Source organism: Puerhibacterium sp. TATVAM-FAB25, from assembly GCF_046535855.1.
GTDB lineage: Bacteria > Actinomycetota > Actinomycetes > Actinomycetales > Cellulomonadaceae > Puerhibacterium > Puerhibacterium variabilis_A.
Genome location: NZ_JAXUAK010000025.1, coordinates 1 through 25,871, shown reverse-complemented (window position 1 = coordinate 25,871; position 25,871 = coordinate 1). Strand labels below are relative to the sequence as shown.

At 75.8% G+C, this 25,871-nt stretch carries 20 protein-coding genes and 2 tRNA genes; 15 read left to right on the top strand and 7 right to left on the bottom strand.

Going from position 1 to position 25,871, the window contains the following annotated elements:
* The first annotated feature begins 37 nt into the window (after positions 1 to 37).
* On the top strand, positions 38 to 1,489 hold the full coding sequence (locus tag U5M74_RS15580; RefSeq protein WP_410909837.1) for a glutamyl-tRNA reductase: 1,452 nt from the start codon (positions 38 to 40) through the stop codon (positions 1,487 to 1,489).
* Positions 1,490 to 1,600: 111 nt separating this feature from the next.
* Here U5M74_RS15580 and U5M74_RS15575 read toward each other — a convergent pair whose 3' ends face one another.
* Positions 1,601 to 3,085 (bottom strand): CoA transferase, encoded by a 1,485-nt coding sequence (locus U5M74_RS15575; protein WP_410909836.1) that lies wholly within the window; start codon positions 3,083 to 3,085, stop codon positions 1,601 to 1,603.
* Positions 3,086 to 3,343: 258 nt separating this feature from the next.
* Between U5M74_RS15575 and U5M74_RS15570 the strand changes: the two genes are divergently transcribed.
* Positions 3,344 to 4,180, top strand: a complete 837-nt coding sequence (locus tag U5M74_RS15570; RefSeq protein WP_410909835.1) for a DUF5926 family protein — start codon at positions 3,344 to 3,346, stop codon at positions 4,178 to 4,180.
* 337 nt (positions 4,181 to 4,517) lie between these two features.
* Positions 4,518 to 5,306 carry a glycosyltransferase family 2 protein gene (locus tag U5M74_RS15565; RefSeq protein ID WP_069984586.1) on the top strand — a complete coding sequence of 263 codons (789 nt, stop codon included), beginning with the start codon at positions 4,518 to 4,520 and terminating at the stop codon, positions 5,304 to 5,306.
* A gap of 93 nt (positions 5,307 to 5,399) precedes the next feature.
* On the opposite strand, the gene U5M74_RS15560 is transcribed toward U5M74_RS15565, so the two are convergent.
* The gene (locus U5M74_RS15560; RefSeq protein ID WP_410909834.1) at positions 5,400 to 10,142 is read right to left on the bottom strand and encodes a hypothetical protein; all 4,743 of its coding nucleotides are present in this window, start codon (positions 10,140 to 10,142) and stop codon (positions 5,400 to 5,402) included.
* Between the two features lie 190 nt (positions 10,143 to 10,332).
* Complete coding sequence (locus U5M74_RS15555) at positions 10,333 to 11,592, bottom strand: diacylglycerol/lipid kinase family protein (RefSeq protein WP_410909833.1); 1,260 nt, start codon at positions 11,590 to 11,592, stop codon at positions 10,333 to 10,335.
* 182 nt (positions 11,593 to 11,774) lie between these two features.
* Between U5M74_RS15555 and serS the strand changes: the two genes are divergently transcribed.
* Positions 11,775 to 13,046 carry a serine--tRNA ligase gene (gene serS, locus U5M74_RS15550; protein WP_410909832.1) on the top strand — a complete coding sequence of 424 codons (1,272 nt, stop codon included), beginning with the start codon at positions 11,775 to 11,777 and terminating at the stop codon, positions 13,044 to 13,046.
* On the top strand, positions 13,043 to 13,843 hold the full coding sequence (locus U5M74_RS15545; protein ID WP_410909831.1) for an HAD family hydrolase: 801 nt from the start codon (positions 13,043 to 13,045) through the stop codon (positions 13,841 to 13,843). Before serS ends, U5M74_RS15545 begins: the two co-directional genes overlap by 4 nt.
* Positions 13,844 to 13,865: 22 nt before the next feature.
* Here U5M74_RS15545 and U5M74_RS15540 read toward each other — a convergent pair whose 3' ends face one another.
* Positions 13,866 to 14,912 (bottom strand): type IV toxin-antitoxin system AbiEi family antitoxin domain-containing protein, encoded by a 1,047-nt coding sequence (locus U5M74_RS15540; RefSeq protein ID WP_410909830.1) that lies wholly within the window; start codon positions 14,910 to 14,912, stop codon positions 13,866 to 13,868.
* A gap of 130 nt (positions 14,913 to 15,042) precedes the next feature.
* The gene (map, locus tag U5M74_RS15535; RefSeq protein ID WP_410909829.1) at positions 15,043 to 15,825 is read right to left on the bottom strand and encodes a type I methionyl aminopeptidase; all 783 of its coding nucleotides are present in this window, start codon (positions 15,823 to 15,825) and stop codon (positions 15,043 to 15,045) included.
* A gap of 323 nt (positions 15,826 to 16,148) precedes the next feature.
* On the opposite strand from map, the gene U5M74_RS15530 reads away from it, so the two are divergent.
* The 3 genes from U5M74_RS15530 (at position 16,149) to U5M74_RS15520 (ending at position 19,623) form a co-directional block, all read left to right on the top strand.
* Entirely contained in the window at positions 16,149 to 17,564 is a 1,416-nt protein-coding gene (locus U5M74_RS15530) for an ABC transporter substrate-binding protein (RefSeq protein ID WP_410909828.1), read from the top strand.
* 107 nt (positions 17,565 to 17,671) lie between these two features.
* Positions 17,672 to 18,661, top strand: a complete 990-nt coding sequence (locus U5M74_RS15525) for a carbohydrate ABC transporter permease (protein ID WP_410909827.1) — start codon at positions 17,672 to 17,674, stop codon at positions 18,659 to 18,661.
* Positions 18,658 to 19,623 carry a carbohydrate ABC transporter permease gene (locus U5M74_RS15520; RefSeq protein WP_410909826.1) on the top strand — a complete coding sequence of 322 codons (966 nt, stop codon included), beginning with the start codon at positions 18,658 to 18,660 and terminating at the stop codon, positions 19,621 to 19,623. The genes U5M74_RS15525 and U5M74_RS15520 overlap by 4 nt, the downstream gene beginning before the upstream one ends.
* 84 nt (positions 19,624 to 19,707) lie before the next feature.
* On the opposite strand, the gene U5M74_RS15515 is transcribed toward U5M74_RS15520, so the two are convergent.
* Together U5M74_RS15515 and U5M74_RS15510 are read right to left on the bottom strand one after the other, a co-directional pair.
* Complete coding sequence (locus U5M74_RS15515) at positions 19,708 to 19,995, bottom strand: hypothetical protein (RefSeq protein ID WP_410909825.1); 288 nt, start codon at positions 19,993 to 19,995, stop codon at positions 19,708 to 19,710.
* A 140-nt stretch (positions 19,996 to 20,135) separates the two neighbouring features.
* A complete protein-coding gene (locus U5M74_RS15510) occupies positions 20,136 to 20,606 on the bottom strand; it encodes a DUF805 domain-containing protein (protein WP_410909824.1) in 471 nt (156 codons plus the stop codon).
* Positions 20,607 to 20,781: 175 nt separating this feature from the next.
* On the opposite strand from U5M74_RS15510, the gene U5M74_RS15505 reads away from it, so the two are divergent.
* From U5M74_RS15505 to U5M74_RS15475, 7 genes are all read left to right on the top strand, one after another.
* Positions 20,782 to 21,708, top strand: a complete 927-nt coding sequence (locus tag U5M74_RS15505) for a Ppx/GppA phosphatase family protein (RefSeq protein WP_410909823.1) — start codon at positions 20,782 to 20,784, stop codon at positions 21,706 to 21,708.
* Positions 21,705 to 22,484 carry an ABC transporter permease gene (locus U5M74_RS15500; RefSeq protein WP_410909822.1) on the top strand — a complete coding sequence of 260 codons (780 nt, stop codon included), beginning with the start codon at positions 21,705 to 21,707 and terminating at the stop codon, positions 22,482 to 22,484. Before U5M74_RS15505 ends, U5M74_RS15500 begins: the two co-directional genes overlap by 4 nt.
* Positions 22,485 to 22,548: 64 nt before the next feature.
* Positions 22,549 to 23,385, top strand: a complete 837-nt coding sequence (locus tag U5M74_RS15495; protein ID WP_410909845.1) for an EamA family transporter — start codon at positions 22,549 to 22,551, stop codon at positions 23,383 to 23,385.
* A gap of 158 nt (positions 23,386 to 23,543) precedes the next feature.
* A tRNA-Ser gene (locus tag U5M74_RS15490) sits at positions 23,544 to 23,635 on the top strand.
* A gap of 195 nt (positions 23,636 to 23,830) precedes the next feature.
* Positions 23,831 to 23,903: transfer RNA gene (locus U5M74_RS15485), tRNA-Arg, on the top strand.
* A gap of 186 nt (positions 23,904 to 24,089) precedes the next feature.
* Positions 24,090 to 24,350, top strand: coding sequence for a helix-turn-helix transcriptional regulator (locus U5M74_RS15480; RefSeq protein WP_410909821.1), 261 nt, complete (start codon positions 24,090 to 24,092; stop codon positions 24,348 to 24,350).
* Positions 24,347 to 25,570 carry a tyrosine-type recombinase/integrase gene (locus U5M74_RS15475; protein WP_410909820.1) on the top strand — a complete coding sequence of 408 codons (1,224 nt, stop codon included), beginning with the start codon at positions 24,347 to 24,349 and terminating at the stop codon, positions 25,568 to 25,570. Before U5M74_RS15480 ends, U5M74_RS15475 begins: the two co-directional genes overlap by 4 nt.
* Positions 25,571 to 25,871: the final 301 nt, after the last annotated feature.

Genomic DNA, 25,871 nt, shown 5'->3' with positions numbered 1-25,871 from the left:
TGCCCCGGGCCGCAGAGGCGAATAAAGTCGGAGCATTGTGGTTCTCCTCTCCCTGACCGCCAGCCACCGCGAGCTCGACCTCGACGCCCTCGAGCGCCTGTCGACCGGCTCTGCCTCGGTGGGACGCACCGTCGTCAGCTCCTGCGAGCCCGTGCAGGGCGCCGTGGTCATCTCCACCTGCAACCGCTTCGAGCTCTACCTCGACGTCGACGCGCCGCTCGACGGCGACGGCGTCCGCCACGCCACCCGCCACGTCGCGCGGCTCGTGGCCGAGGCCTCCGGCGTCACCCCCGAGACGGCCGCCGAGTCGTTCACCGTGCGCACCGGCTCCGAGGTGCCCACCCACCTGTTCTCCGTGGCCTCCGGCCTGGACTCGATGGTGGTGGGCGAGCGCGAGATCGCCGGGCAGGTCAAGCGGTCCCTCCAGGTGTCGCGGTCCGAGGGCACCACGTCCAAGACGCTCGAGCTGCTGTTCCAGACGGCGTCGCGCACCTCCAAGCGGGTCGGCGCGCACACCACCCTCGGCTCCACCGGCCGCTCGCTGGTCAAGCTCGGCCTCGACCTCGCCGGGGAGTCCCTGCCCGACTGGCGCGTGGTGCGCACCGTGCTCATCGGCACCGGCTCGTACGCCGGCGCCTCCGTGGCCGCCCTGCGCCAGCGCGGCAGCGAGGACCTGCGCGTCTACTCCCAGTCCGGGCGCGCGGCGCTGTTCGCCGAGTCGCACGACGTCGTCGCGCTGGACGGCGACCGCGAGGCGCTGGTCGAGGCGCTCGCCGAGGCCGACCTCGTGGTGTCGGTGTCCGGCGCGCGCGGCCGCCGCACGGTCGCCTCGCTCGGGGGCGGGTCCGGTGACGCGGCCGAGGGGGGTGCCCGCGGCCCGGAGGCGAGCATCGAGTACGTGCTCGACGCCGCCGCCGTCGCCCGCGCCCGCCTGCGCGCCGCCGCGCGCACCGGGGACGAGGCCGAGGGGCGCGCGCTCGTCGTCCTCGACCTGGCTCTGCACCGCGACGTCGACCCCGGCGTCGCCGACGTCGAGGGCGTGCTGCTCTACGACCTGCAGGCGCTCAAGGCGCACGCCCCCGCCACCGCCCGCGCGGTCGTCGACCACGCCCGCGCGATCGTCCGGGACGCGGCGCGCGAGTTCGAGGAGCACCAGGTGGGCCGGGAGGCCGACGCCGCCGTCGTCGCGCTGCTCGACGAGGCCGAGGAGCGGGCGCGCACCGAGATCGACGCGGCCGTGGACCGCCTGCGCGACGAGCTGCGCGAGCGCGGCGAGGTCGACGCCCTGGGCCGGCCGGCCGAGCCGGACGAGGCCGACGTCGAGGCGATCTCCCGCGACGTGCGCAAGCGCGTGCACGCCGCGCTGCACGACCGGATCACGGCCGTGCGCGCCGAGGCCGTGGCCCGGGCGCGCGCCGCCGAGCGCGACGTCGTCAGCGCCGCCGAGGCCGAGGCGGCCCGCGCGGCGGACGACCAGCACGTGCGCTGACCGGCTCGTGCGCTGGCTCTCACGTGCGCTGACCGCAACCTGCGCTGACCGCAACCTGCGCTGACCGCCCCGGCGGCGCCGCGCCGGCGGCGCCGCGCCGCGGCGCCCCGCTCAGACCCAGGACGCGTGGTCGGAGCCCCACTTCCGCGCCGGGTCGAGGTAGTCGTCGAAGCCGGGCAGCGCCGGGCGCGCCGTCGTGACGATCGGCGCGCGGCCGTGGCTGGTCGCCGCCTCCGGCGGCACCGCGGCGGCCGGCGGGTGCCCCGGGTCGCGGCCGCCGTCGGGCACGCCCGGGTCGAGCAGCCACGCGGCCGTGCGCGCGAGCGACACCGACACGTCCCGGCCGCGCCCGTCGGCGCGGCGGGCCAGCAGCGCGTCGATCACGCCGGCGGCCAGCAGGTAGCCCGACCCGTGGTCGAGCGCCTGCGCCGGCAGGCCGGCGGGCCGGCCGCCCTCGAGGGCCGCGGCGCCGCCCTCGACGACGGCGATGCCCGACGCCGCCTGGACGATCGAGTCGAAGCCGCGCCGCTGCGCCCACGGGCCCTCCCCGCCCCACGCGTCGACGCGGGCGTGCACCACCCCCGGCGGCACGCGCAGGCCCAGCGCCTCGAGCGACCCGGGCCGGTAGCCGGTGACCAGCACGTCGGCGTCGGCGAGCAGGCGGTGGGCGCGCTCGAGGTCGCCGTCGCCGCGCAGGTCCAGCAGGGCGGTGCGCTTGCCGTGCCCGGTGTCGAGGTGCACCCAGCGGATCTCGGCCGGCACCGGCGGGTCGACCCGCAGCACCTGCGCCCCCAGCAGCGCCAGGGTGCGGGTGGCGACGGGGCCGGCGAGGACGCGGGTCAGGTCGAGGACGCGCAGGCCCGCCAGCGGCCGCCGGGGGTCCCGCGGCTCCGCGTGGCGCGCGAGGCCGCCGGCGTCCTCGGGCGTGCCCGCGGCGTCGTCGCGCGCGCGGTCCCAGGTGCGGTCCGACTCGTGCCGGCCCGGCTCGAGGGGCCCGTCGTCGCGGGCCTCGACGCGCACCAGCGGCCCGCCGCCGGCGGCGCGGCCCATGTCCGAGGCGCGCCACTCCTCCTCGGTGCGCACGCGCACGACGATCGCGCCGGACCGCGCGGCACCGTCCTCCAGCGCCTGCGCCGAGCGGCGGGCGATCGTGGCGGCCGCCTCCTCGCGGCTCGCGCCGTCGTGCAGGCCGAGCAGCGCGAGCAGCCGGGTGCGGTGGTGCGGGTAGTTGGCGTGGGTGCGCACCCAGCCGTCGGCGGTGCGGAAGAAGCCGGACAGCGGGGCGAAGGCCTCGACCTCCAGGCCGTCGAGCCGGAACAGCCGCTCGGAGGAGAACGCCGCGGCGATCCGGTCCGGCTCCAGGGGCGCGGTAGCGAGCGGGCCGGACGCGCCCGCCCGGACCGCCGCCCGGCGCACCGCCTCCACCGAGCCGAGCGCCAGGTGCAGGGCCGGGAGCGTCGCGGCGAGCCAGGGCCGGTCGTCGGGCTCGGGCGCCGGGGCGTCCTGCGGGGCGGGCAGCCGCGCGGCGGCGAGGGCGCCGGCGTCGACGCCGCTCCCGGTCTCGTAGGCCGCCACGAGCTCGCGCCATGCGTCCACAGCACGAAGGTACGCAACGGCCGGGCACCCGCACGCGGCGGAGGCGGCGGCCCGCCCCGGCGTGCCGGTCCTCGCGTACCGGTTCCAGCGGGTCGGTACCCGCCTGTCAGTACCAGCGCACGCCATGGCCTGCGCTCGTGCTGACAGCCGCGTGCGTGGGGCCTGGGCTGGGGACGGCGCGGGGTCAGGGGTGGGGGAGGGGCGGGGCAGGGGGGAGGAGAAGGTTCGGGCGGGCCGGGCGACGGCTAGGATCCGAGGATGGCCTCCAGCTCTGCGACCGACTTCGTGCTGCGACCCTTCGAGGGCCTCCCGAGCGAGCCCGACTGGGTCGCGATGCGCGAGATCGTCCCCTCGGCGACCGCCCCGCTGCGCACCACGGCCGAGCACGGCTCGCGCGACGTGCTGCTCGTGACGATCCTGCCCGGCGGGTACGCCGCCATGCACCGCCCGGACGGCACCGTGCTCCTGGCGCTGCAGGGCGTGCTGAGCACCGGCGACCTCTCGCGCGACCTCGCCGCCGCCCTGCTCGAGGCGATCGACGCCGAGCCCGGCACCGCGATCCCCACGCCGGCCGACCCCTCCGACGGCCCCCGCCTGCAGGACGTGCTCGACCTGTCCGCCCCGTTCGAGGTCACCGTCCACGACGGTTACGACTACTGGGTCGACGCCACCGCCGAGCGCACCGCCGACGTCGAGGCCTCCCTCTCCGAGGCCGCCGAGGCCACCATCCCCACCGTGAAGATCCCCGGCGTCGAGTCGGCGTACTGGTGCCGGATGAGCCGCGAGTTCGTCCGCTGGGCGCGCCCCGAGCCGGAGGACCAGGTGGTCGACGCGATCGCGCGCCTGCACGCCGAGCGCCGCTCGGCGATCGCCCTGCCCGACGGCGAGGGCCGGTTCCTGGGCATGTTCCGCGCCGCCGGCATCGTGGTGCCGGTGTGGGAGCTGCCGCGCGGCACCGAGGCCGCCGACGTCGAGGCCCCGCTCGCGGAGCTCGGCGAGCGCCTCGCGGAGGCCCTGGCGGTCACCGACCCGCTGGACGCCAACCAGCGCCGCGCCCGCGCCGGCATCGTCTCGCGCCAGGTCACGCTGCGCTGACCCCCGCCGCCCGGCGCCGTGCCCGACGACGGCGCCGGGTGGGGCCGCGGGCGTCGGCTCTGCCGGACGCCGCGGCGGGCCGCCGTGACCGCCCCCACGTCTGCCGGTGGCCTGCCACGACGCGTCTCGACGAGAATCTCGCTACCGAGGGAGTAGCATTCTCAGGGAAAGTCTTTGCACTCCCGATCCCCGGGCGAGCCCCGGAGACCGCCACCCTCGACCAGCAGGCAGGACACGCGTGAACGCCGACCCGGTGCGGGGCCAGGAGGGCCCCGACGTGGTGACGAACGGGACCGACCGGCAGGACGCCGGGACGGCCGCCACCTCCGAGGCCGCGATGCCCGTGGCGAAGACGCCACGGCCGGCCGTCAGCAGGGCGGGCCGCGACACCCAGCGTGTCGCCGTCGTCATCCCCGCGAAGGACGAGCAGGAGCGCATCGCCGCGACGGTGCGCTCCGCGCGGGCCATCCCCTACGTCGACCTCGTGCTCGTCGTCGACGACGGGTCCGAGGACGACACGCAGCACGTCGCGCGCGACGCGGGCGCCGTCGTCGTGCGCCACTCGCACAACCGGGGCAAGGCGGCCGCCATGGAGACCGGCGCCGCCGTCGCGGCGATGCGCGACGCGCCGGGTCGCCCGCCGCGGCTGCTGCTGTTCATCGACGGCGACCTCGGCGACACGGCCGTCAACACGGCGCCGCTCGTGGCCCCCGTGCGCGAGGGCGTGGCCGACGTCGCGATCGCGCTGCTGCCGCCGCAGCCGGGCGCCGGCGGGCGCGGCATCGTCGTCGGCGCCGCCCGCCGCGCCATCCACGCGCTGACCGGCTGGACGCCGCAGCAGCCGCTGTCAGGCATGCGCTGCCTGACGCGCGAGGCGTTCGAGGCCGCGACGCCGCTGGCACACGGCTGGGGCGTCGAGACCGGCATGACGATCGACCTGCTGCGCAAGGGGTACGTGGCCGTCGAGGTGCCGTGCGACCTGAGGCACCGCCCCTCCGCCAACGACTTCCGCGGCCAGGTGCACCGAGCGGGCCAGTACCGCGACGTGATGCTGGCGGTCAACGCCCGCCGCCTGCGCGGGGCGTTCGACGCGCTGCGCGGCGTGCACGGCGACACCAAGTCCTGACGCACGGTCCACCTGCGCGGGCCGGCGCCGGCCGGCCCGTGCGCACCGGCCCCGGCCGGCCCGCGCGGCCGGCCCGCGCGCACCGGCCCCGCCTCAGGACCGCTCGAGCTCCCGCCCGCCCCGCGCCTGCAGCGCCGCCAGGGTGATCATCGGGATCGCGGGCACGAGCGCGATCAGCGCGATCCGCACCCCGAAGTCGTTGACCAGCGACCCGAGCACGGCCATGGCCCATATCGCCAGGACGGCGGGCCGCAGCAGCGGCCAGCGCTCCTCGGCCCGCGTGAACCACCCGGGCGTCCAGCGCGCCCGCACCCGCGCCGGCGCCAGCAGCGGCACCGCCGCCGCCACGAGCACCACGATCGTCAGCCACACCGGCACCCCGCCCAGCACGGAGCGCAGCGCGTAGGACGCCTTGCGGGCGAGGATGCCCCACGCCTCGCCGTCGACCACCTGGGCGACGAACCGGCCCAGGTGGGAGCGGGCGGCCTCCGGGCGCAGCCAGTCCAGCACGCCGACGGCGGCGACCGCCGCGACGCCGGCCGCGGCCACGAGCGAGAAGCGCCGCAGCGTCACCCGCGCCCCGGACGCCGCCAGCCCGATGATCACGAACGCCGGCACGAGCACCAGCCCGCCGCCCAGGTCGGCGCCGAGGGTGGGCCACACGTCCACCACCATCGCGACGAGGCCGACCACGCCCACGGCCGCGGCGGCGAGCACCGGGCGGCCGCGCCGCACGAACCACTGCGCGACGGCGGCGGCGAAGAGCAGGCCCGCGACCGCGTAGATGGAGAAGGTGGGGTTGCCGAACCCGTAGAACCGCGCGCCGAACGTGGGCGCCGAGCCCAGCGGCGAGGCGCGGTTGAGCGGCGTCCCGAGCAGCCCGTCGAGCGTGAGCACGGCGAACGTCACGCCCGCGACGACGCCGAGCGGCGCCCACAGCGGCCGCCGCGGCGCGAGCGCCCCCAGCCCGGCCACCACCGCCGTCGTCAGCGCCGTGCCGACCACGAGCGCGGGCAGCGGGGCGGAGAACCGCCACCACCCGACCAGCGCGCCGAGGAACGACGCCGCCGGCAGGGCCGACAGCGCCAGCGCCGCGCCCTCGGCCCAGCGCCAGGCCCGGGCGCCGCGGCCCCGGCCCGTCCGGGCGGCCAGCAGGCACGCGGCGGCCAGCGCGAGGCCCGCGTAGAACGGCACGTCGACGAGCCACGTGTACACCGCACGGCGCACGTGGTCGCGGTCGGTGAGGTCGGCGAGCTCGTCCGCGGTCGCCGTGGCGTCCGGCGGGCGGACGGCGGCGCGGGCCAGCGGGGTGTCGTCCAGGGTGGCGGGCACGGCGGCGTCGGCCGTGCGCAGCACGGTGGCGGGCACGTCGAGCAGCCGCACGACGCCGTCGGTGCGGGTCGCGGTGCTGGACAGGTAGCGAGGGCGGTCCTCGAGGTCCGCCGACGGGCGCACCATCCCCAGGCCGAGCGCGGCCTGGGAGCCGGGCACGTTGGCGACGTCGACCACCACGACGGTCGCGCTCGCGGGCACGGCGTCCAGCACGTCGGCCACGACGTCGTCGACCGCGGCCACGGCGTCCGCCCGCTGCTGGTCGGTCGCGTCCCGCGGGACGACGGCGCTGCCGGCGTCGACCACGGTGACCGGGCAGTCGAACGCGTCCGAGCCGCGGGCCTCCGCCGCCTCGACGTCGCGGTAGCGGGCCACGGCCCCGTCGCCGTCGGCCAGCGCGACGGCGGCGCCCGGGCCGACGGCGGTGGCGCACGCGGGTGCCCCGGCCAGCGCCGTCCCGAGCCGGCCGAGGCGCGCGCCGTAGCTCGAGCCCTGCTGCAGGGCCTGCAGCGCGTCCCAGCCGGCGACGACGGCGCCCTCGGCCGTGCCTCCCGGCTCGGCGGCGAGCGGCGGGCAGGCCCAGGCGCCGTCGGCGCCGCGCGTCGTGGCGGCCTCGGCGAGCTGCCCGGCGGACAGGGCGAGCCAGCCGCCCTCTACGCAGCGCGCGGCCGCGCCGGTGGGCAGCGCGACGCCCGCGGCGTCGGCGCCGTCGGCGAGCAGCCCGGCGAGGGTGGGCGCGACCGGGGCGTCGGGCCGCACGTCGGACCAGCGCATCCCGGCCGTGCCCACGACGACGAGCGAGGAGGCCGGCGCGGCGACGGCGGTGGCCTCCGGGTCGCCGAGGGCGGTGGACTGGCCGCCCGCGACGCCCGTGCCGGAGCTCGGCGGCACCATGCCGACCACCAGGAGGAACGCGACGAGCACGCCGCCGCCCACGGTGACGATCGTGGTCGGCGTGCGGCGCACCAGCCCCGCGGCGTCCGGGTCCCACGCCGTCGGCGCGGCCGCGGGCGCGGCGACGGAGCCGGCGGAGGGCGCGGCGGCGGAGGTGGGGACGGCGGGCGCGGTGGCCGGCGCCTCGGCCGCCAGCCCGGTGCCGAGCATCGCGGCGGCGAGCACGAGCACCACGAACGCGACGGCGACGCCGGTGTCGTTGAGCAGGGAGCCCACGGCGGCCACGACGACCAGCGCCACCACGCCGGCGCGCAGCACCGGGCGCTCGCCGTAGGCGGCGGCGAGCCGGCGCAGCGCGGGCACCCGCGACCACGGGCGGCGGGCCGGCGCCAGGACGGCCCACGCCGCGGCGACGACCAGGAGGGTCGCGGCGGCGCCGGGCACGCTGGCCACGGTGTGCCACGCCCCGGCGGCCTTGGCGGCCACGACGGCGGCGGCGTCGCCGTCCGCGAGGCGCTGCACGAACCGGCTCAGGTGCGACCCGGGGCCGGGCAGCAGCCACGCGGCCACGGCGATCACGGCCACCACCACGAGCGCGGCACCGGCCGCGAGCGCGAGGTGACGCAGCCGCACGCGCCGCCCGGCCACCGCGACGCCCAGCACCACGAAGGCCGGGACGAGCGAGACGATGCCGCCGGCGTCCGCGCCGAGGGCGGGCAGGCCGTCCACGAGCACGGTGACGAGCCCGACGCCCGCCACGGCGGCCAGCGCCGTCCGACGCCGGCCGCGCTGCAGGGCCGCTGCCGCCAGGCCGGCCGCGAGCACCACGGCCGCCGTCGCGTAGACGGCGAACACGGTGTTGCCGAACCCGTAGAACCGGGCGCCGAGCGCGAGCGACGGGCCCAGGGGCGAGCCCTGCTGCAGCGTGGTGCCGGTCAGGCCGTCCGCGGTGAGCACGAGCCACGTGAGGCCGGCGACGACCAGGGGCAGCCGCCACGCGGCGGCCGGGGCACCGTCGGGCAGCGACCGGCGCAGCCCGCGCTCCGCGGCCCAGGCGGCCAGGGCGAGCGCGACGGCGGGCAGCACCGTCGCGGCGGCCAGCACCGGGCCGGGCGCGGGGGAGGACCACCAGCGCGAGAGCGTGGCCAGCGAGGCCCCGGCCGGGAGCATCGCGGCGACGGTGAGCAGCGCCGTGGCCTGCCGGCGCGCCCGCGGCGACGAGCGGCGCAGCAGCACGGGCAGGCAGACGACCGCGGCCAGCACGAGCGTGCCCAGCAGGGCGTAGCTCACGTGCGGGGTGGTCTCGGTGAGCGTGGTGAGGTAACGGCGGTTCTCCACCGTGCCGGCCGTGTCGAGGCGGCGCGGCTCGCCCCGCTCGAGCGCGGACCCGTCGAACCCGGTGGTGTCGAGGCCGGCGGCCGCCGCGACCGTGGCCGACAGGTCGTTGACGACGACGACGCCCTCGCGGCGCGACGACCCGGAGGACAGCCAGCTCGGCGCCGCGCCGTCGCCGCGCACCGAGTCCACGGCCACCTGCAGGCCGCGGGGCCCGAGCGGGGTGTCGGCCACGCCGGCGACGAGGAGGCGCCCGCCCTGGGGCAGGGCGTCCACGAGGCGGCCGACGGCGGCGTCGAGGTCGCGCAGCGCCTCGGCGCGCTCGGCGGCCGGGTCGGGCAGCGAGCCCAGGTCGACCACCGACACCGGGCAGGCGGTCAGCGCCGCGGGCAGCGGGTCCTCGGCAGGCGCGCCGCCGGTCGGCCCGGTGGTGTCGGTCGCCTCGGTGGGCTCCGCCGCCTCCGTCGCCTCGGGGCGGGCGGGCAGTCCGGGCAGGTAGCGCTGGACCTGCCCGTCCGAGCCGGCGAGCGCCACCGCGGCGCCCGGGCCGATCGCCGTCGCGCACTGCCCGGCCGCGCCGAGCGCGTCGCCGAGCGTGCCCGGGCGCCCGTAGCTGCCGGTCGCCTCGGTCTCCGGGGCCACGAGCGTGGACCAGCCGCTCACCTGGGCCGCCGCCGGCGTGCCGTCGGCGGTCGTGGCGTCGGCGCGCACCGCGGGCTCCTGCGGGCAGCGGAGCGTGCCGCCGACGGGGGCGGCGGCCTCGGCGGTGGCCGCGTCGGGCGGCGTGGGGGTATCGGCGCTGGTGACGCGGTTGCCGGCCGACAGGGTCAGCCACGCGTCCACGGGGCAGGTGGGCGACAGCGTGCGCACCGCGATCGAGGCGACGTCGCCGCCGGCCACGAGCGCCCACAGGCGCGGCGTGCGGGTGCGGTCGAGGTCGGACCACTCGAGGCCGGCGACGCCGGCGACGACGAGCGGGCGCTCCGGCGTGGCGGTGGGCTCGGGCGCCTCGCCCGCCGCGTCGGCGTCGCTCGCGGCGCCCGTCGTGGCCGTGCCGGTGGTGGACGTGCCGGTGGTGGACGTGCCGGTGGTAGACGTGCCGGTGGTAGACGTGGTGGTGGTGGACGTGGTGGTGGTCGTGCCGCCGTCCGGGGCGGCGGGTGCCGCGACCGCGGCCGGCGCCGCGCCGACCAGCGCCGCCACGCCGAGCAGGACCACCGTCAGGACCGCCAGGAGGGACGACAGGACGGTGGCAGCACGAGCACGGACGATCACCCGGCAAGCGTATGCGGCGCCGTCGCGCGGCCCTCCGGCGCGGGGCCGGGCGCACCGGACGTCCCAGGGGAACGCGCCGAACCGTCGCAGGACGTCCACGCCGGGGACGTCCGCGCCGACGTCCACACCGGGCGCGTCCGCGCCGCCGGGCGGCCCGGGGCGCCCGCGACGTGGCGGCGGGCCCGGCGCGTCAGACCGCGCGGACCAGCAGCGCCTGGTGGTCCACCCACGTCTCGAGCACGCGAGCACGGCCGATCGGGTCGCCGTCGACCTGCGCCTGCTCGCCGTCCTCCACGCGGATGCGCGCCTTCTTCGCGCGCACGTGGTCGATGCGGCCGATCTTCGGCAGGTCGGTCGTGCGCATCCCGAAGCGCTGCACCACCACCTCGCCGAGCAGCTGCGCCCAGCCGGCCAGCCCGCCGCGCGCGTCGACCGCGGCGACGTCGAGCTCGCCGTCGTCCATCACGGCGTCCGGCAGCAGCGTGATGCCGCCCGGGAGGCGGCCGCAGTTGCCCACCAGGATCGTGCGCAGGCGCACCCTGACCGGGTCGCGGTCGTCGAGCGTGACCTGCGCGCGCATGCGCCGGCCGTGCAGGTGCCGCACGCCGGCCAGGAAGTAGGCGAGCCACCCCACCTTGCGCTTGAGGGCGTCGTCGGCGTCGGCCACCATCGCGGCGTCGAACCCCAGGCCCGCGATGACGAGGAAGATCTCCTTGTCGCCGGCGGTGTCCTCGACCGTGCCCGGGAACGGCCGCCCCTCCGCGCGGGGGTCGACGGGCGGCTCGCCCTGCCGGCCGTCCTCCGGGCGGGCGGGCGGCTCGTCGCCCTCGGGGCGACGGCCGCCGGCCGCCTGCTTGGCGTGCACCGCCTCGACCTGCTCGGCCCGCGCCACCTCCGCGGCCTCGTCGGGGGCGTGCTCCAGGATGCGGGCCCAGCCGACGTCGATGCGCCGGTCGCGCCCGGCGAGCACCACGGCCATGGCCTCCTCGACGCTCGTGACCGGGATGTCGAGGTTGCGCGCCAGGAGGTTGCCGGTGCCGGCGGGCAGCAGGGCCATCGGCACGTCGGTGTCCACCATCGCCGCGGCCACGGCGCGCACGGTGCCGTCGCCGCCCGCGGCGACGACGATGTCGGCGCCCGCCTCGACCGCGGCGCGGGCCTGTCCCTCGCCGGGGTCCTCGACCGTCGTCTCGAAGAACAGCGGCTCGGGCAGCGCGGCCTCGGCGCACATGCGCCGCACCACCTCGACGAGCTGGTCGACGCCCTCCTTCGAGGGGTTGACGACGACGGCGAGCCGCTCGCCCACGGGCGCGCGCTCCTCCGCCTCGGGCTCGCTCGCCGCCGGCGCGCCGGCCTGCGTGCGCGACCGCATGACGACGACGGCCGCGACGGTGAACGCCACGACGGCGAGCACCAGGGCGACAACTGCGATCCACAGCTCCCAACGCATGCCCGCAACGGTACGACGAGGAGCGTCCGCCCACGTGGTGAGCGGGTGCGGGCACTCCTGCGCGCCGGCGGACGGGGCGCGGACGGCGGCACGGGCGGGGCGCGGACGGCGGCGCGGGCGGGGCCGCGGGCGGGCCACGGACGGGCAGGAATCGCGTGGCGTGGCCCCGTTAGGCTTCCCCCGTGATCGATCTCCGACTCCTGCGCGACAACCCCGACGTCGTCCGCGCGAGCCAGACGGCTCGCGGCGACGACCCGGCCCTCGTCGACGTCGCCCTCGACGCCGACGCGCGCCGGCGATCGTCCCTGGCCGACTTCGAGTCGCTGCGGGCGGAGCAGAAGGCCCTCGGCAAGCAGGTCGCCAAGGCGCAGGGCGAGGAGAAGCACCAGCTGCTGACCCGCACCAAGCAGCTCGCCGAGGAGGTCAAGTCCCGTCAGGCGGACGCTCACGCCGCGGAGAAGGAGCTCGACGAGCTCCTCTACCAGATCCCCAACGTCGTCGAGGGCGCGCCCCCCGGCGGCGAGGACGACTACGTGGTGCTCAAGACCGTCGGCGAGCCGCGCGACTTCGAGTCCGAGGGCTTCGAGCCCCGCGACCACCTCGCGCTCGGCGAGGCGCTCGGCGCCATCGACACCGCCCGCGGGGCCAAGGTGTCGGGCGCGCGCTTCTACTTCCTCACCGGCGTCGGCGCGCGCCTGGAGCTGGCGCTGCTCAACGCCGCCGTGGACCAGGCGGTGGCCGAGGGCTTCACGCCGATGATCACGCCCACCCTGGTCAAGCCGGACACCATGCGCGGCACCGGGTTCCTCGGCAAGCACGCCGAGGAGGTGTACCACCTGGAGCGCGACGACATGTACCTCGTCGGCACCTCCGAGGTGGCGCTGGCCGGCTACCACGCGGACGAGATCCTCGACCTGTCCGACGGGCCGCTCCGCTACGCCGGCTGGAGCGCCTGCTACCGGCGCGAGGCGGGCGCGGCGGGCCGCGACACCCGCGGCATCATCCGCGTCCACCAGTTCCACAAGGTGGAGATGTTCGGCTACTGCCGCCCGGAGGACGCCGAGGCCGAGCACCAGCGCTACCTCGCCTGGGAGGAGGCCATGCTGGCCAAGGCCGGGCTGCCGTACCGGGTGATCGACACCGCCGCCGGCGACCTGGGCACCAGCGCCGCCCGGAAGTTCGACTGCGAGGCGTGGCTGCCCACCCAGCAGCGCTACCTCGAGCTCACCTCGACGTCGAACTGCACCACCTTCCAGGCCCGGCGCCTGAACGTGCGCGAGCGCACCGCCGACGGCACGACCCGCACGGTCGCCACCCTCAACGGCACGCTCGCGACGACACGCTGGATCGTCGCCATCCTGGAGAACCACCAGCAGGCCGACGGCTCCGTGCGCGTCCCGGAGGGGCTGCGCCCGTACCTGGGTGGCCTCGAGGTGCTCGAGCCGGTCGCATGACGTCGCAGCCCTGGCTCGTCGCGCTGGACATCGACGGCACGCTCCTGGACTACGACCAGACGCTGTCCGACGCCGTCCGCGACGCCGTGCGCGACGTGCGCGCGGCGGGCCACCACGTGGTGCTCGCCTCGGGGCGCTCCCTCATCGCGATGACGCCGGTGGCGCAGCTGCTGGGCATCGAGACCGGCTGGATGGTCTGCTCCAACGGCGCGGTCACGGTGCGCCTCGACCCGTCCGAGCCGGGCGGCTGGCGGGTCACGGACACGACGACGTTCGACCCCGGGCCGGCGATGCGGCTGCTGCACGCGGAGATGCCCGGGGCGCGGTTCGCCGTGGAGGACGTGGGGGTCGGCTTCCGGCTCAACGAGCTGTTCCCCGAGGGCGAGCTCGACGGCGAGCACAGCGTGGTCGACTTCGAGGAGCTCGCGGCCGGCGGCGAGGTGACCCGCGTGGTCGTCCGCAGCCCCGACGACACCAGCGACGACTTCCACCGGCTGGTCGAGCGGCTCGGCCTCGACGAGGTCACCTACGCCGTCGGCTACACGGCCTGGATGGACATCGCCCCGCAGGGCGTCTCCAAGGCGACCGGGCTGGAGCAGGTGCGCGAGCGCCTCGGCGTCGACCCCTCGCGCACGCTCGCGATGGGCGACGGGCACAACGACGTCGAGATGCTGCGCTGGGCGGCGCGCGGTGTCGCGATGGGCCACGCCGACCAGGCGGTGCGCGACGCGGCGGACGAGGTGACCGGCGCGATCGAGGACGACGGCGCGGTGAAGGTCCTCCGCAGCCTGCTCTGAGCCGCAGCGCCGGCGAATCCCGTCAGGGTTCGTCGCGCGAAGCTGCGCTCGGCGCGACGAACCCTGACGGGATCCGGTCCGGGACCACCACCCGGTCGGGGCAGGCGCGCCCCGGCCGCCACCCGGCGCGCGTCAGGAGCGGTCGGACGTCGGACACCAGCGACCCGTTGCCGGCCTGCGTGCCGGTCCACCGCCGCAGCACCGTGGCGGACGTGACGATCGCGTTCTGCCGGTGCATGTCCGCGACGACCGCCTTCCGGGTCCCGTGCCAGTTGGCCCCGTCGACCTCGCCGAGCAGCCACGCTCCGGCGCCTAGGTACCACGCCAGGTCGACGCGGGCGAGGAACCGACCGGACGCGTCGTAGACGGCGGGCTGCAGCCGGTCCGGCGGTACGCCGGCATCGGCGCACCGCAGCCGCGCCCAGGTCTCCGCGGGCGACTCCGCGCGTGGTTCCGACTCGTCCCACCAGCGGCGCGACCGGGCCGCGCCGCGTCGGTGGCGCGCGAGCTCGCGGGCGCGGGCGAAGGCGCGGTCCGTGAGGATCCGCTGGTGGCGCGCCGAGTCCATGAGCGCGACGGCGGTCAAGCGGTCCACCTCGCCCACGGCCTGGGCGAGAGCCACCTCGGGCAGGAGGCACGGCACCCCGCGCCGGTGGACGTACCGCGTCACCGGCTCGCGGCGCACCCGGACGAGCGTCGGGCCGGCCACGGCGCCGCCGCCGCGGAGGACGATCTCGGGGCGGAAGGTCCGCGGCACGCCGTGCACGCCCCACAGCGTGAGCGCGCTGTGCCCGGCTGCGACCGCCGTCGGGCCGTGCGCCAGGACCCCGAGGCGGGCGGTGCGCTCGCGCTCCCGGTCCGCCCCGGCGTCGCCGCCCGGCGGGCGGAGGCCCACGACGTCGTAGACCCCGCGCGCGACCTGCACCAGCTCGCCGGCACGGACGAGACGACGGATGCGGTCACGGCTCACGCCGACGCTGCCGAGCTGCCACGCGGCGAGCAGACCGCACTGGGCGCGTGCCGCCTTGAGGGCTGCTGGAGGGAGCGGGCTGGGTCGACGGGGAGCCACGGCACCAGCCGACCAGGGCCCGGCCGCCTCGCGGGCGGCTCGTCCACAGGCAAGGCGAATCCCGTCAGGGTTCGTCGCGCTTCGGGCCTTGAAGCACGCCGAACCCTGACGGGATCCGGGAGCGGGCGGGTCAGTCGCGGGCCGTCAGGACGATCGGGCCGTCCTCGGTGATCGCGATCGTGTGCTCGCTGTGGGCGCCGCGCGACCCGTCGGCCGAGCGCAGCGTCCAGCCGTCCGGGTCGGTGTAGATCTCGTCCGTGGCCTCGAGGAACCACGGCTCGACGGCGATGACCAGGCCCGGCCGCAGCGGGAACCCGCGCCCGGCGCGCCCGTCGTTCGGCACGTGCGGGTCGCCGTGCATGGTGCGCCCGACGCCGTGGCCGCCGAAGTCGGTGTTGATCTCGTACCCGGCCGCGCGCGCCACCTCGGCGATCGCGGCGGAGATGTCGCCGACCTTGTGGCCCACCGTGGCCGCGGCGATGCCGGCGGCGAGGGCCTCCTCGGTGGTGCGGATGAGCTTCGCGTCGCGGGCGGCGCGCTCGGCGTCGGCCGGGCTGCCGACGACGACCGAGACCGCCGAGTCGGCGACCCAGCCGTCCACGGCGGCGGCGAAGTCGAGGCTCAGCAGGTCGCCCTCGGCCAGCACGTAGTCGTGCGGCAGGCCGTGCAGCACGGCGTCGTTCACCGAGGTGCAGATGACCTTGCCGAACGGCATCGCGCCGAACGACGGGTGGTAGTCGATGTAGCAGGACTCCGCGCCGCGTTCCTTGATCATGCCGTGGGCGAGCGCGTCGAGCTCCAGCAGGTTGACGCCCGGCTTCGCCGCCTCGCGGCACGCGGTGAGCACCTCCGCCACGAACCGGCCTGCCGGCCGCATCTCCTCGATCTCCTGCGGGGTCCTCAGCTCGATCATCGGTGTCCTCTTCCTCCTCCAGCGCACGGCACAAGTCTGCCCCTGAAGGATCCCACGGCGTGCCACGGCTTGGGGATCGGGCCGGTGCGCCGCGGCGCTGCGCACGCCGACCCCGAGCGACCGGCGCGCGGGGTCACGGACGGGACGCGGTCGGATCACGACGGCATCACGGTTCTGTGAGGAATGGGTGAACAACGCCTCCGACCGGGGCCGATGCACCGCCACTGGTTGCGCCGTGCTGCGCTTGGGGGTTGCCTTGTGCGCGAAGAGAGCCGCAGCGATGCCCGGCTCCGACAGGTGCCACGACGAGGTGGAGGACGACGATGAGGACGACCACGAGAACCAGGCGCAGTCGTTCGGCGCTCGCGGCGGGTGCCGGAGCCTCGACGCTCGCGCTGCTGCTCGCCGCATGCGGCGGTGGCGGCGACGGTGGTGACGGGGGCGACGGCGGGGGCGGCGACGCCGCCGCCGAGAGCTACGAGATCGACTGCTCGAAGTACGAGCAGTTCGGTGACATCGAGGGCACGACGGTGCATGTCTACACGACGATCGTCGACCCGGAGGGTGCGGCGCACCAGGCGTCGTACGAGCCGTTCACCGAGTGCACCGGCGTCGAGATCGAGTACGAGGCGTCGCGCGAGCAGGAGGCGCAGCTGCCGGTGCGCATCCAGGCCGGCGACCCGCCGGACATCGCGATCGTCAACCAGCCCGGCCTCCTGCAGACCCTCGTGCGCCAGTACGACGCCGTGCTCCCGGCGCCCGAGCCGGTGGTGGCCGAGGTCGACGCGAACTTCTCGCCCGACTGGAAGGAGTACGGCACGGTCGACGGCACCTTCTACGCCGCGCCGTACGACGCCAACGTGAAGTCGTTCGTCTGGTACTCGCCCTCGATGTTCGAGGAGGCGGGCTACGAGGTGCCGCAGACCTGGGACGAGCTGATGCAGCTCAGCCAGCAGATCGCCGACGACGCCAAGTCTGGCGAGGTCGCGATGCCGTGGTGCGCCGGAATCGAGTCCGGTGACGCGACGGGCTGGCCGGGCACCGACTTCATCGAGGACATGGTGCTGCGCACCGCCGGTCCCGACGTCTACGACCAGTGGTACACCCACGAGATCCCGTTCAACGACCCGCAGGTCGCCGAGGCGTGGGACGCGGCCGGCTCGATCCTCAAGAACCCCGACTTCGTCAACGCCGGCCTGGGCGAGGTCGACTCCATCGCCACCACGCCGTGGACCGACGCCGGCTTCGGGATCCGCGACGGCGCCTGCTGGATGCACCGTGCGGCGAACTTCTACCAGGCGCAGTGGCCCGAGGGCACGGAGGTGGCCGAGGACGGCGACGTCTGGGCGTTCTACCTCCCGGCGCAGACCACCGACGAGAAGCCGACGCTCGTCGCCGGCCCGTTCATCGCGGCGTTCGCCGACCGGCCCGAGGTCCAGGCCTTCCAGACCTACCTGGCCAGCGCCGACTGGGCCAACGCCAAGGCCGTCGCGACGCCCGCCGGCGGCTGGGTCAGCGCCAACCAGAACCTCGACCCCGAGCTGCTGGCCACCGACTTCGACCGCCTGGTCTACGCGACGCTCACCGACGAGGCGACCGTCGCCCGCTACGACGCCTCCGACCTCATGCCCAGCGAGGTCGGTGCCGGCACCTTCTGGACCGGCATCGTCGACTGGCTGACCGGCGCGGAGACGAAGCAGGTCCTCGACCAGATCGAGAGCTCCTGGCCGCAGTCCTGACACCGGCAGCCTGACACCGGCGCCGGCACGCCGACGGCGCCCGCCCCGCGGACGGGACGGGCGCCGTCGGCACCGGACCGGCACCACATCCCTGGAGGGAGCGGGCCATGGACTGGCTCCTCGATGCCGGAACACCGGCACAGAAGTTCGGCGTCATGGCGGTGGCGATCCTGCTGTTCGTCATCGTCATGGCCGCGATCCTGTTCGCCGTCGACCGGCCCAAGCGCATCCCGCGCTGGGTCGTGGCGGTCGGCTTCGTCGGACCGGCGCTGCTCGGCCTGGCGTTCGGCCTGGTCTACCCCGGCCTGGTCACCATCAAGAACTCCTTCTACAACCGCAACGGCAGCGAGTTCGTCGGGCTCGACAACTACATCACCGCGTTCACCAACGAGCAGTTCCTCGTCGTGCTGCGCAACACCGCGATCTGGGTGCTTCTCGCCCCGCTGCTCTCGACGGTCATCGGCCTGGTCTACGCGGTCGTCGTCGACCGCAGCCGGTTCGAGCGCATCTCCAAGGCGCTGATCTTCCTGCCGATGGCGATCTCTATGGTGGGCGCCAGCATCATCTGGAGGTTCGTCTACGAGTTCAAGCCCGACCAGCCGGGCGTGCAGCAGACAGGCCTGCTGAACCAGCTGCTCGTGTGGCTCGGCCTGCCGCCGCAGCAGTTCCTCATCAACCAGCCGTGGAACACGGTGTTCCTCATCGTGATCCTCATCTGGATCCAGAGCGGGTTCGCCATGACCCTGCTCAGCGCGGCGATCAAGGCGATCCCCGACGACATCATGGAGGCCGCGCGCCTCGACGGCCTGCACGGCATGGGGATGTTCCGCTACATCACGGTGCCCAGCATCCGCCCGGCCCTCGTCGTCGTCCTGACCACGATCGCGATCACCACGCTGAAGGTCTTCGACATCGTGCGCACCACGACCGCCGGCCAGTTCGGCACGTCCGTGGTGGCGAACGAGTTCTACACGCAGTCCTTCCGGCAGAACAACGCCGGGCTCGGGGCGGCGCTCGCGGTGGTCCTGTTCCTGCTCGTGATCCCGATCATCGCCTACAACGTGCGGCAGCTGCGTCTGGCGGAGGAGATCCGATGAGCGCCGGAGGAGTTACCCAAGGTGGGCCCCAGGTCGTCCTGCCCGAGCCGGCGGTCGACGCCGACCGGCGGACGGGCGCGCGCCTCTCCGGCCGGGCCTCCCGGGCCAAGCGCCGGTTGTCGAACCCGTGGGCGTCGGGCATCGCCATCGTGCTCGGAGTGCTCTGGACGATTCCCACGATCGGGCTGTTCATCACCTCGTTCCGTCCGGAGGCCGAGATCCGCCGCAGCGGCTGGTGGACGGTCTTCGGCAACATGTTCAGCGGCGAGGAGCAGTTCTCGCTCGAGAACTACCAGACCGCCCTCTACGGCAGCTCGACGAACCTGGCGGAGTACTTCGTCAACTCGATCGTGATCACGCTCCCGAGCGTGCTCATCCCGATCACGGTCGCGCTGCTGGCGGCGTATGCCTTCGCCTGGATCGACTTCCCAGGGCGCAACTGGCTGTTCGTCGCGGTGTTCGCCCTCCAGATCGTGCCGATCCAGGTCACGATGATCCCGCTGCTGTCCGCGTACGTGGACGCCGGGATCGCCGGGTCCTTCTGGACGGTCTGGCTGTCGCACTCGATCTTCGCCCTGCCGCTGGCGATCTTCCTGCTGCACAACTTCATGAAGGACATCCCGTCCTCGCTCGTCGAGGCGGCCCGCGTCGACGGCGCGGGGCACGTGACGATCTTCTTCCGCGTGGTGATGCCGCTGCTGGTGCCGGCGATCGCGGCCTTCGGCATCTTCCAGTTCCTGTGGGTGTGGAACGACCTGCTCGTCGCGCTCGTCTTCGCGGGCGGCACGCCCGACGTCGCGCCGCTGACGGTCCGCGTCGCGGAGATGTCCGGCTCCCGTGGCGGTGACTGGCACATCCTGTCCGCAGGTGCGTTCATCTCGATCGTCGTGCCGCTCGTGGTCTTCGTCGCGCTGCAGCGATACTTCGTGCGCGGCCTGCTCGCGGGGTCCGTCAAGGGCTGACCCGACGGCCGCAGACGCACGGGAGCCCGGGCCGGCGAGCGATCGCCGGCCCGGGCTCCGTCGTGCTGTGGGGGAGCCCGGGCGTCAGGCGGGGTGCCAGCGGTTGCCCCACCGGCGCGTCACCCGGGTGCCCCAGGTGTCGGCCAGACGGTCGACGGCGTCCTGCACGGCGCCGGCCACCTGGTGGGCGTCGCCGTCGGCGTCCGCCATGAACCGCACGGTGATCCGCGCCTGGCCGCGCACGACGCCGACGTCCCACGACTCCACGGTCGCGAGGGCGCGCGCCGCGTCGCACGCGGCGGGCAGCACCGCCTCGGGGTCGACGCCGGGCTGCAGGGTGCCGACGGCGAGGGTCACGCGGTAGGAGGGCACCCGCAGATCCTGCCAGCACGCGACGAGCGTCCCGCGCCGTCGTCCTCCCGGCGCGGGAGGGCGACGGCGCGGGACGCTCGCGCTGTGGGGTGGCCGCCGGGGCGGCCGGGCGGCCGTGGGGTGGCCGGGGTGGTGCGGGGTCAGTACGCCGCCGGCGGCTGACCCGCACCGGGGTAGGCCGGTGCGCCGTAGCCGGCGGCCGGCAGCTCGGTGCCCTTGGGGTCGGGCCCGAAGCGGTTGGGGCCGGGCGTGCCCTCGAGCGCCAGCAGCACGAGGACGACGATCGGGCCGACGAACGGGACGGCGTTGAGCAGCACCCACCAGCCCGCCTTGTCGGTGTCGTGCAGGCGGCGCACCGCCACGGCGAGCGACGGCAGCACGAGCGCCAGCATCACCAGCGCGTAGAGGCCCACCATGACCGCGCCGGCGCCGGTGGGGCTGCCGGTGACCGGGTCGGTGGTGGGCATCGCGACCGCGGCGACGACGACGGCCAGGACGAACGAGACCAGGTAGGTGAACAGCGCCCACCACCAGTACTCCGACCGGCGGGCGCGGCCGGAGAACGTCGCGTACTTGCTGAAGACCGTCCGGATGGACTCGGGGAACGACATCAGGGCTCCGTGAAGGGTCTGTGAAGGACCGGGCGAGCCGAGACTAGGGGAGCCGCCGCGCCGCGGCTACCGGTACGGACGGGGAGAACTCCCCGGTCACCAGCGACGACGCCCGCACGGGTGCCCGGGACGGGCACCGGCGGCGCCGCCGGCGTCGCGCCGCTACCGTGTCGCCGTGCGGCTCGGCGTGATCGACATCGGTTCCAACACCGTCCACCTGCTCGTGCTCGACGCGGCGCACGGCGCCCGGCCGGTGCCGGCGGCGTCGGACTCCACGACGGTGCGCCTCATGCGCTACCTGCAGCCGGACGGCGCCATCTCGCCCGACGGCGTCGCGGCGCTCGTGGACGCCGTGGAGCGCGCCGCCGCGGTCAACGCCACCCACCGCACCGAGCAGACGTTCGCGCTGGCCACGTCGGCGCTGCGCGAGGCCACCAACGGCTCCGAGGTGCTCGCGCTGCTGAGCGAGCGCGCCGGCGTGCCCATCGAGGTGCTCTCCGGCGTCGACGAGGCCCGCCTGACGTTCCTGGCGGCCCGCCGCTGGTACGGCTGGGGCGCCGGGCGCCTGCTGCTGCTCGACATCGGCGGCGGCTCGCTGGAGATCGCCGCGGGCGACGACGAGGAGCCCGACGTCGCGCTGTCGGTGCCGCTGGGCGCCGGCCGGCTCACGCGCGCCTTCCTGTGGGAGGCCGACCCGCCGACGCCCGCCGACGTCGAGCGGCTGCGCGCGCACGTGCGCGCGACCCTGCGCGACGCCGTCGTGCCGGCCGCCGGCGCCGCCCGGCCCGACCACGTCGTCGCCACCTCCCGGATGTTCCGGTCGCTCGCCCGCCTGGCCGGCATGCCGCGCGACGTGCTCGGCAACGGCCGCCGCTACCGCATGCGCCGCGCCCAGCTCGAGGACTGGGTGCCGCGGCTGGCGCGGCTGTCGTCGGCCGACCGCACCGTGCTGCCCGGCATCGGGGAGGGCCGGGCCCGCCAGATCGTCGCCGGCGCCGTGGTCGCCGAGGAGGCGATGCGCGCCCTCAAGGTCGACGAGCTGGAGATCTGCCCGTGGGCGCTGCGGGAGGGCGCGATCCTGCAGCGGCTCGACCACCTGTGAGCGTCCCGGTGCTCGCCGCCGCGCTGCCGGGCTGGCTCGGCCCGACGGCCCTGGGCGTCGGCGTCCTCGTGGCCGTCACGGCCGCGGTGCTCGCCGTGGCCCGGGTGCCGGGCCGGTGGGCGCCAGGCTTGGCGGTCGCGCGCGGCGCCCTGCAGCTCGCCGTCGTGGCCGTCGTCCTGCACGGCGTCATCGCCAGCCCGCTGTGGGTGGCGGTGGCGCTGGTCGTGATGTTCGCGGTCGCGACGACGACGTCGGCGCGCCGGCTCGGCTTCTCGGCGCGCACGCTGGGGCTGGTCGCGGCGGGCATGGCCGCCGGTGCGGGCGTGGCGCTCGCGGTCGTCTTCGCCACCGGGGCGCTGGAGCTCACGCCGCGGTACGCGCTCGCCCTCGGCGGCATCGTGACCGGCGGGTCGATGACCGCGGCCACGCTGGCCGGGCGCCGCTTCCGCGCGGCGGTCGGCGAGCGGTGGGACGAGGTCGAGGGGTGGCTCGCCCTCGGGGCGCGGCCGCGGACGGCGACGCTGGGGCTGGGCCGCGCCGCTGTCCACGAGACGCTCGTGCCCACCACCGACCAGACGCGCACCACCGGGCTCGTCACCCTGCCCGGCGCCTTCGTCGGGGCGATCTTCGGCGGCGTGTCGCCGCTGGAGGCCGGCCGGTTCCAGGTCGTCGTGCTGGCGGCGCTGCTCTGCGCGACGGCGGTGACCGCCGCCGTCGTCGTCCGCGGGCTCGGCGGGGTGCGGACGCGGCCCTCGGAGGAAACATCGCGCCGTTAGTGTCGGCATCGTGACCACCCCCTCCCGCGCGGCCGGCGTCTCCGCGCGCGCCTCCGGCGCCCGCGTGCCCGCCCCGCTGCTCTTCGTCGTCTCGGGGCTGACCCTGTACGTCGGCGCCGCCGTGGCCGTCGGGCTGTTCGACAGCATCGGGGCGCCGGCGGTCGGGTGGTGGCGCATCGTGCTGTCCGCCCTCGTGCTGCTGGCCTGGCGACGGCCGTGGCGCCGGCGGTGGACCCGGCGACAGCTGGCGTGGGCGGCGGCGTTCGGCGTGGCGCTGTCGGCCATGAACGTCGTGTTCTACGTGGGCATCGACCACCTGCCGCTCGGCGTCGCCGTGGCGCTCGAGTTCTGCGGCCCCGTCGCGGTCGCGGCGATCACGGGACGCGGCTGGGCCGAGCGCGGCGCGATCCTCGTCGCGGCGGGCGGCGTGGTGCTGCTCGCCGGGGTGACGCTCGAGTCCGACCTGCCGCGGCAGGACGTGCTCGTCGGCCTCGCGGCGATCGGCGCCGCGGCCGTGTGCTGGGCCGGGTACATCGTGCTCGGCAAGCGGGTGGCCGGGGCAGGCACGGGGCTCGACAGCCTCGCCGTCGGCATGGCGGCGGGCGCGCTGGTGTTCGCCCCGGCGTTCGGGCACACCGTCGACGACGTCGTGCTGGACCCGCGGATGCTGCTGTTCCTGCTCGTGGTGGCCGTCTGCTCGTCCGTGGTGCCGTACGTGCTCGACCAGCTGGTGCTGCGGCGCGTCGGCACCGCCGCGTTCTCCGTGCTCACCGCCCTGCTGCCGGCCACCGCCGTCGTCGTCGGCGCCGTGGTGCTGCGGCAGATCCCGACGTGGCCCGAGCTGGCGGGCCTGGCACTGGTGTCCGGGGCCATCGCGATGACCGCCCGCGCGCGGGTGTGACGTCCGCGGAGGCCTCGTCGCGGGGATCCGTCATGGGATCCGTCATGGGATCCGTCGTGGGAGCCCCGGCGCGGCTTTGGCGCCGGGGCGGTCGTCCGGGTAACCTGACGGCGACGACGCTGTGGTGGGCCTCCGGGCCGACCATCAGGCAGTCGTGAGGAGACGTCGCATAGTCAGGTCTAGTGCGCCACCCTGCTAAGGTGGTAACGGGGCAACCCGTTCGCGGGTTCAAATCCCGCCGTCTCCGCCAGGAAGGCCTCGGATGCCAAGAGCCCGGGGCCTTTTCTGTTGCCCGGGAACGGTTCGACGCCGCGTCCCTCCGGTGCGATCGCCTCCTGCTCCGCTGCTGGTGGGGTGCGTCACGTCGCGCGGATCCGGTTTGGGGGAACCGGCCAGGTCGGGTAATGTTCTCGTCGGTCGGTCAGCCGGAAGGCAGACAAGCCACGCGCCCGTAGCTCAACGGATAGAGCATCTGACTACGGATCAGAAGGTTGGGGGTTCGAATCCCTCCGGGCGCACATCGTCAGGCCCGGGAATCTGCGGATTCCCGGGCCTGAGAGGTATCTGGGGTTTTGACTACGCCGACAGAAACCCGACACTTACTCCGCTCGGCCGCCCGCCGGGCCGTCGCCGACGACTGCTGCTGTGGCCGGTCCGCTCCGGTCGTCTCGGAGCCTGCGGGAACCGCCCCCCACCTACGGGGCATGGCACACACGCATCCGCACCGCACTGAGAGCGACCCGGACCTCGAGGGCCTGGAGCCGCTGCTGAGCATCGACACCGTGGCCGCCTACCTCGGCGTGCCGGTGGCGACCATCTACGACTGGCGCGTGGACGGCAAGGGCCCGCGCGCGGTCCGCATCGGCCGGCACCTGAAGTTCCTGCGCTCCGACGTGCGGGACTGGGTCGCCACCCGGCGCGAGACCGTGCCCGGCCTGCTGCCCGACAGCATGGCGCGACCATGAGCCGGCCGCGCACCCCGATCGGCACGTTCGGGGCCATCGGGTTCGACGAGCTGCCCGATGGCAGTGTGCGCGCCCGCACCCGCTTCCGGGACGACGACGGGCGTCTGCGCACGGTGCAGGCCACCGGCGCGGGCCGCCGGTCCGCCGAACGCGCGCTGAAGGCCAAGATCGCGACCCGGGGAAGCCACGTCACCGGCACCGGCGATCTGACCCCCGACAGCCCGTTCCCCCGGCTCGTGGACGTCTGGCTGGAGGACATGGAGCTGGAGGACCGGCTGGCGGCCCGGTCCCGGGCCAACTACGAGCAGACGATGCGCACCGTGGTCATGCCGGCCTTCGAGCACTACACGCTGCGCGAGATCTCGATCAGCAAGGTCGACCGGTTCCTCAAGGCCCAGGCCAGGATCAGCTACGGGCGGGCGAAGCGGGCCAAGGTCGTGCTCAACCTCGTGCTCGGGCTCGCGCTGCGGTACGAGGCCATCGGCCGGAACCCGGTGGCCGGGACCGCCCGGTTGCGCCAGCCGCCTCGGCGGGCCAAGGCACTGACCCTGGCGGAGATCCAGGCCGTCCGGCACGCGGTGCGGTCCTGGCGCCGCGGCGCAGGCCTGCCCGGGCCCAAGCCGGACGGGCAGCTGGAGGCGATCGTCGAGGTCATGCTCGGCACCTCCGCGCGCATCGGCGAGGTGCTCGCGATCCGCAAGGGCGACGTGGACGTCACCGGCTCGCCCGCGACCCTGTGGATCGCCGGCACCGTGGTCTACCTCAAGGGCGCCGGGACCTACCGGCAGGACCACCCCAAGACGTCGTCGTCCCGACGCCGGGTCGCGGTGCCGTCGTTCGCCGCCGAGGCGCTGCGCCAGCGGCTGGTGGCGGTCGCCGACGAGGAGCCCGACCACCTGCTCTTCTTTTCCCGCAACCACACGCCGCTGTCGACGGCCAACGTCCGCGCGCGGCTGCGCAAGGTTCTCGAGGAGGCCAAGATCGTCGGCGTCACGCCCCACGCTTTCCGGCGGACGGTGGCGACCGTGCTTGACCGGGAGGCGAGCATCGAGCTCGCGGCCGAGCTGCTCGGGCACTCGTCGACGGCGGTGACCAAGGCGCACTACGTCGAGCGCGATGAGGACGTCGACCCCGTCACCGCGCAGATCCTGGAGCGGCTCGCGCCGGTGGAGGCTGGCAGCGACTCGATCAGCGGGGATGAGCCGTCGGAGCTGCCCTGAGCCGAGGTGGGGCTGCGACGGTAGGGCGGTGCGGTCCTGCCCCGGGGGCGGAACCGCATTGGTCCGGACTGTCGTGCCCTGTTGTGAACGCGGCGCTTCGGGGGGACATCACCTTGAGAACGGTGCACCGACCCACGATGCGGCCGACTGAGCGAAGCGCGGGCTGAAGCGAGGCGACCACAGCATGACGGAAACCCGCGCCGCAATCTGCGCCAGAAGCCGGGGTCGCCTCCGAGCCGCGCGCCCCACGAGCAGCGTCCAACGGAGCACGTAGCCCACCGTCGAGCGCAGCATCGAAGGA

Bases quoted from the DNA above. Each gene is read 5' to 3' on its own strand.
- U5M74_RS15570 (WP_410909835.1), top strand. From the start codon at position 3,344: ATGGCCTCCAGCTCTGCGACCGACTTCGTGCTGCGACCCTTCGAGGGC.
- U5M74_RS15565 (WP_069984586.1), top strand. From the start codon at position 4,518: ATGCCCGTGGCGAAGACGCCACGGCCGGCCGTCAGCAGGGCGGGCCGC.
- U5M74_RS15555 (WP_410909833.1), bottom strand. From the start codon at position 11,592: ATGCGTTGGGAGCTGTGGATCGCAGTTGTCGCCCTGGTGCTCGCCGTC.
- U5M74_RS15545 (WP_410909831.1), top strand. From the start codon at position 13,043: ATGACGTCGCAGCCCTGGCTCGTCGCGCTGGACATCGACGGCACGCTC.
- map (WP_410909829.1), bottom strand. From the start codon at position 15,825: ATGATCGAGCTGAGGACCCCGCAGGAGATCGAGGAGATGCGGCCGGCA.
- U5M74_RS15530 (WP_410909828.1), top strand. From the start codon at position 16,149: ATGAGGACGACCACGAGAACCAGGCGCAGTCGTTCGGCGCTCGCGGCG.
- U5M74_RS15525 (WP_410909827.1), top strand. From the start codon at position 17,672: ATGGACTGGCTCCTCGATGCCGGAACACCGGCACAGAAGTTCGGCGTC.
- U5M74_RS15520 (WP_410909826.1), top strand. From the start codon at position 18,658: ATGAGCGCCGGAGGAGTTACCCAAGGTGGGCCCCAGGTCGTCCTGCCC.
- U5M74_RS15510 (WP_410909824.1), bottom strand. From the start codon at position 20,606: ATGTCGTTCCCCGAGTCCATCCGGACGGTCTTCAGCAAGTACGCGACG.
- U5M74_RS15480 (WP_410909821.1), top strand. From the start codon at position 24,090: ATGGCACACACGCATCCGCACCGCACTGAGAGCGACCCGGACCTCGAG.
- U5M74_RS15475 (WP_410909820.1), top strand. From the start codon at position 24,347: ATGAGCCGGCCGCGCACCCCGATCGGCACGTTCGGGGCCATCGGGTTC.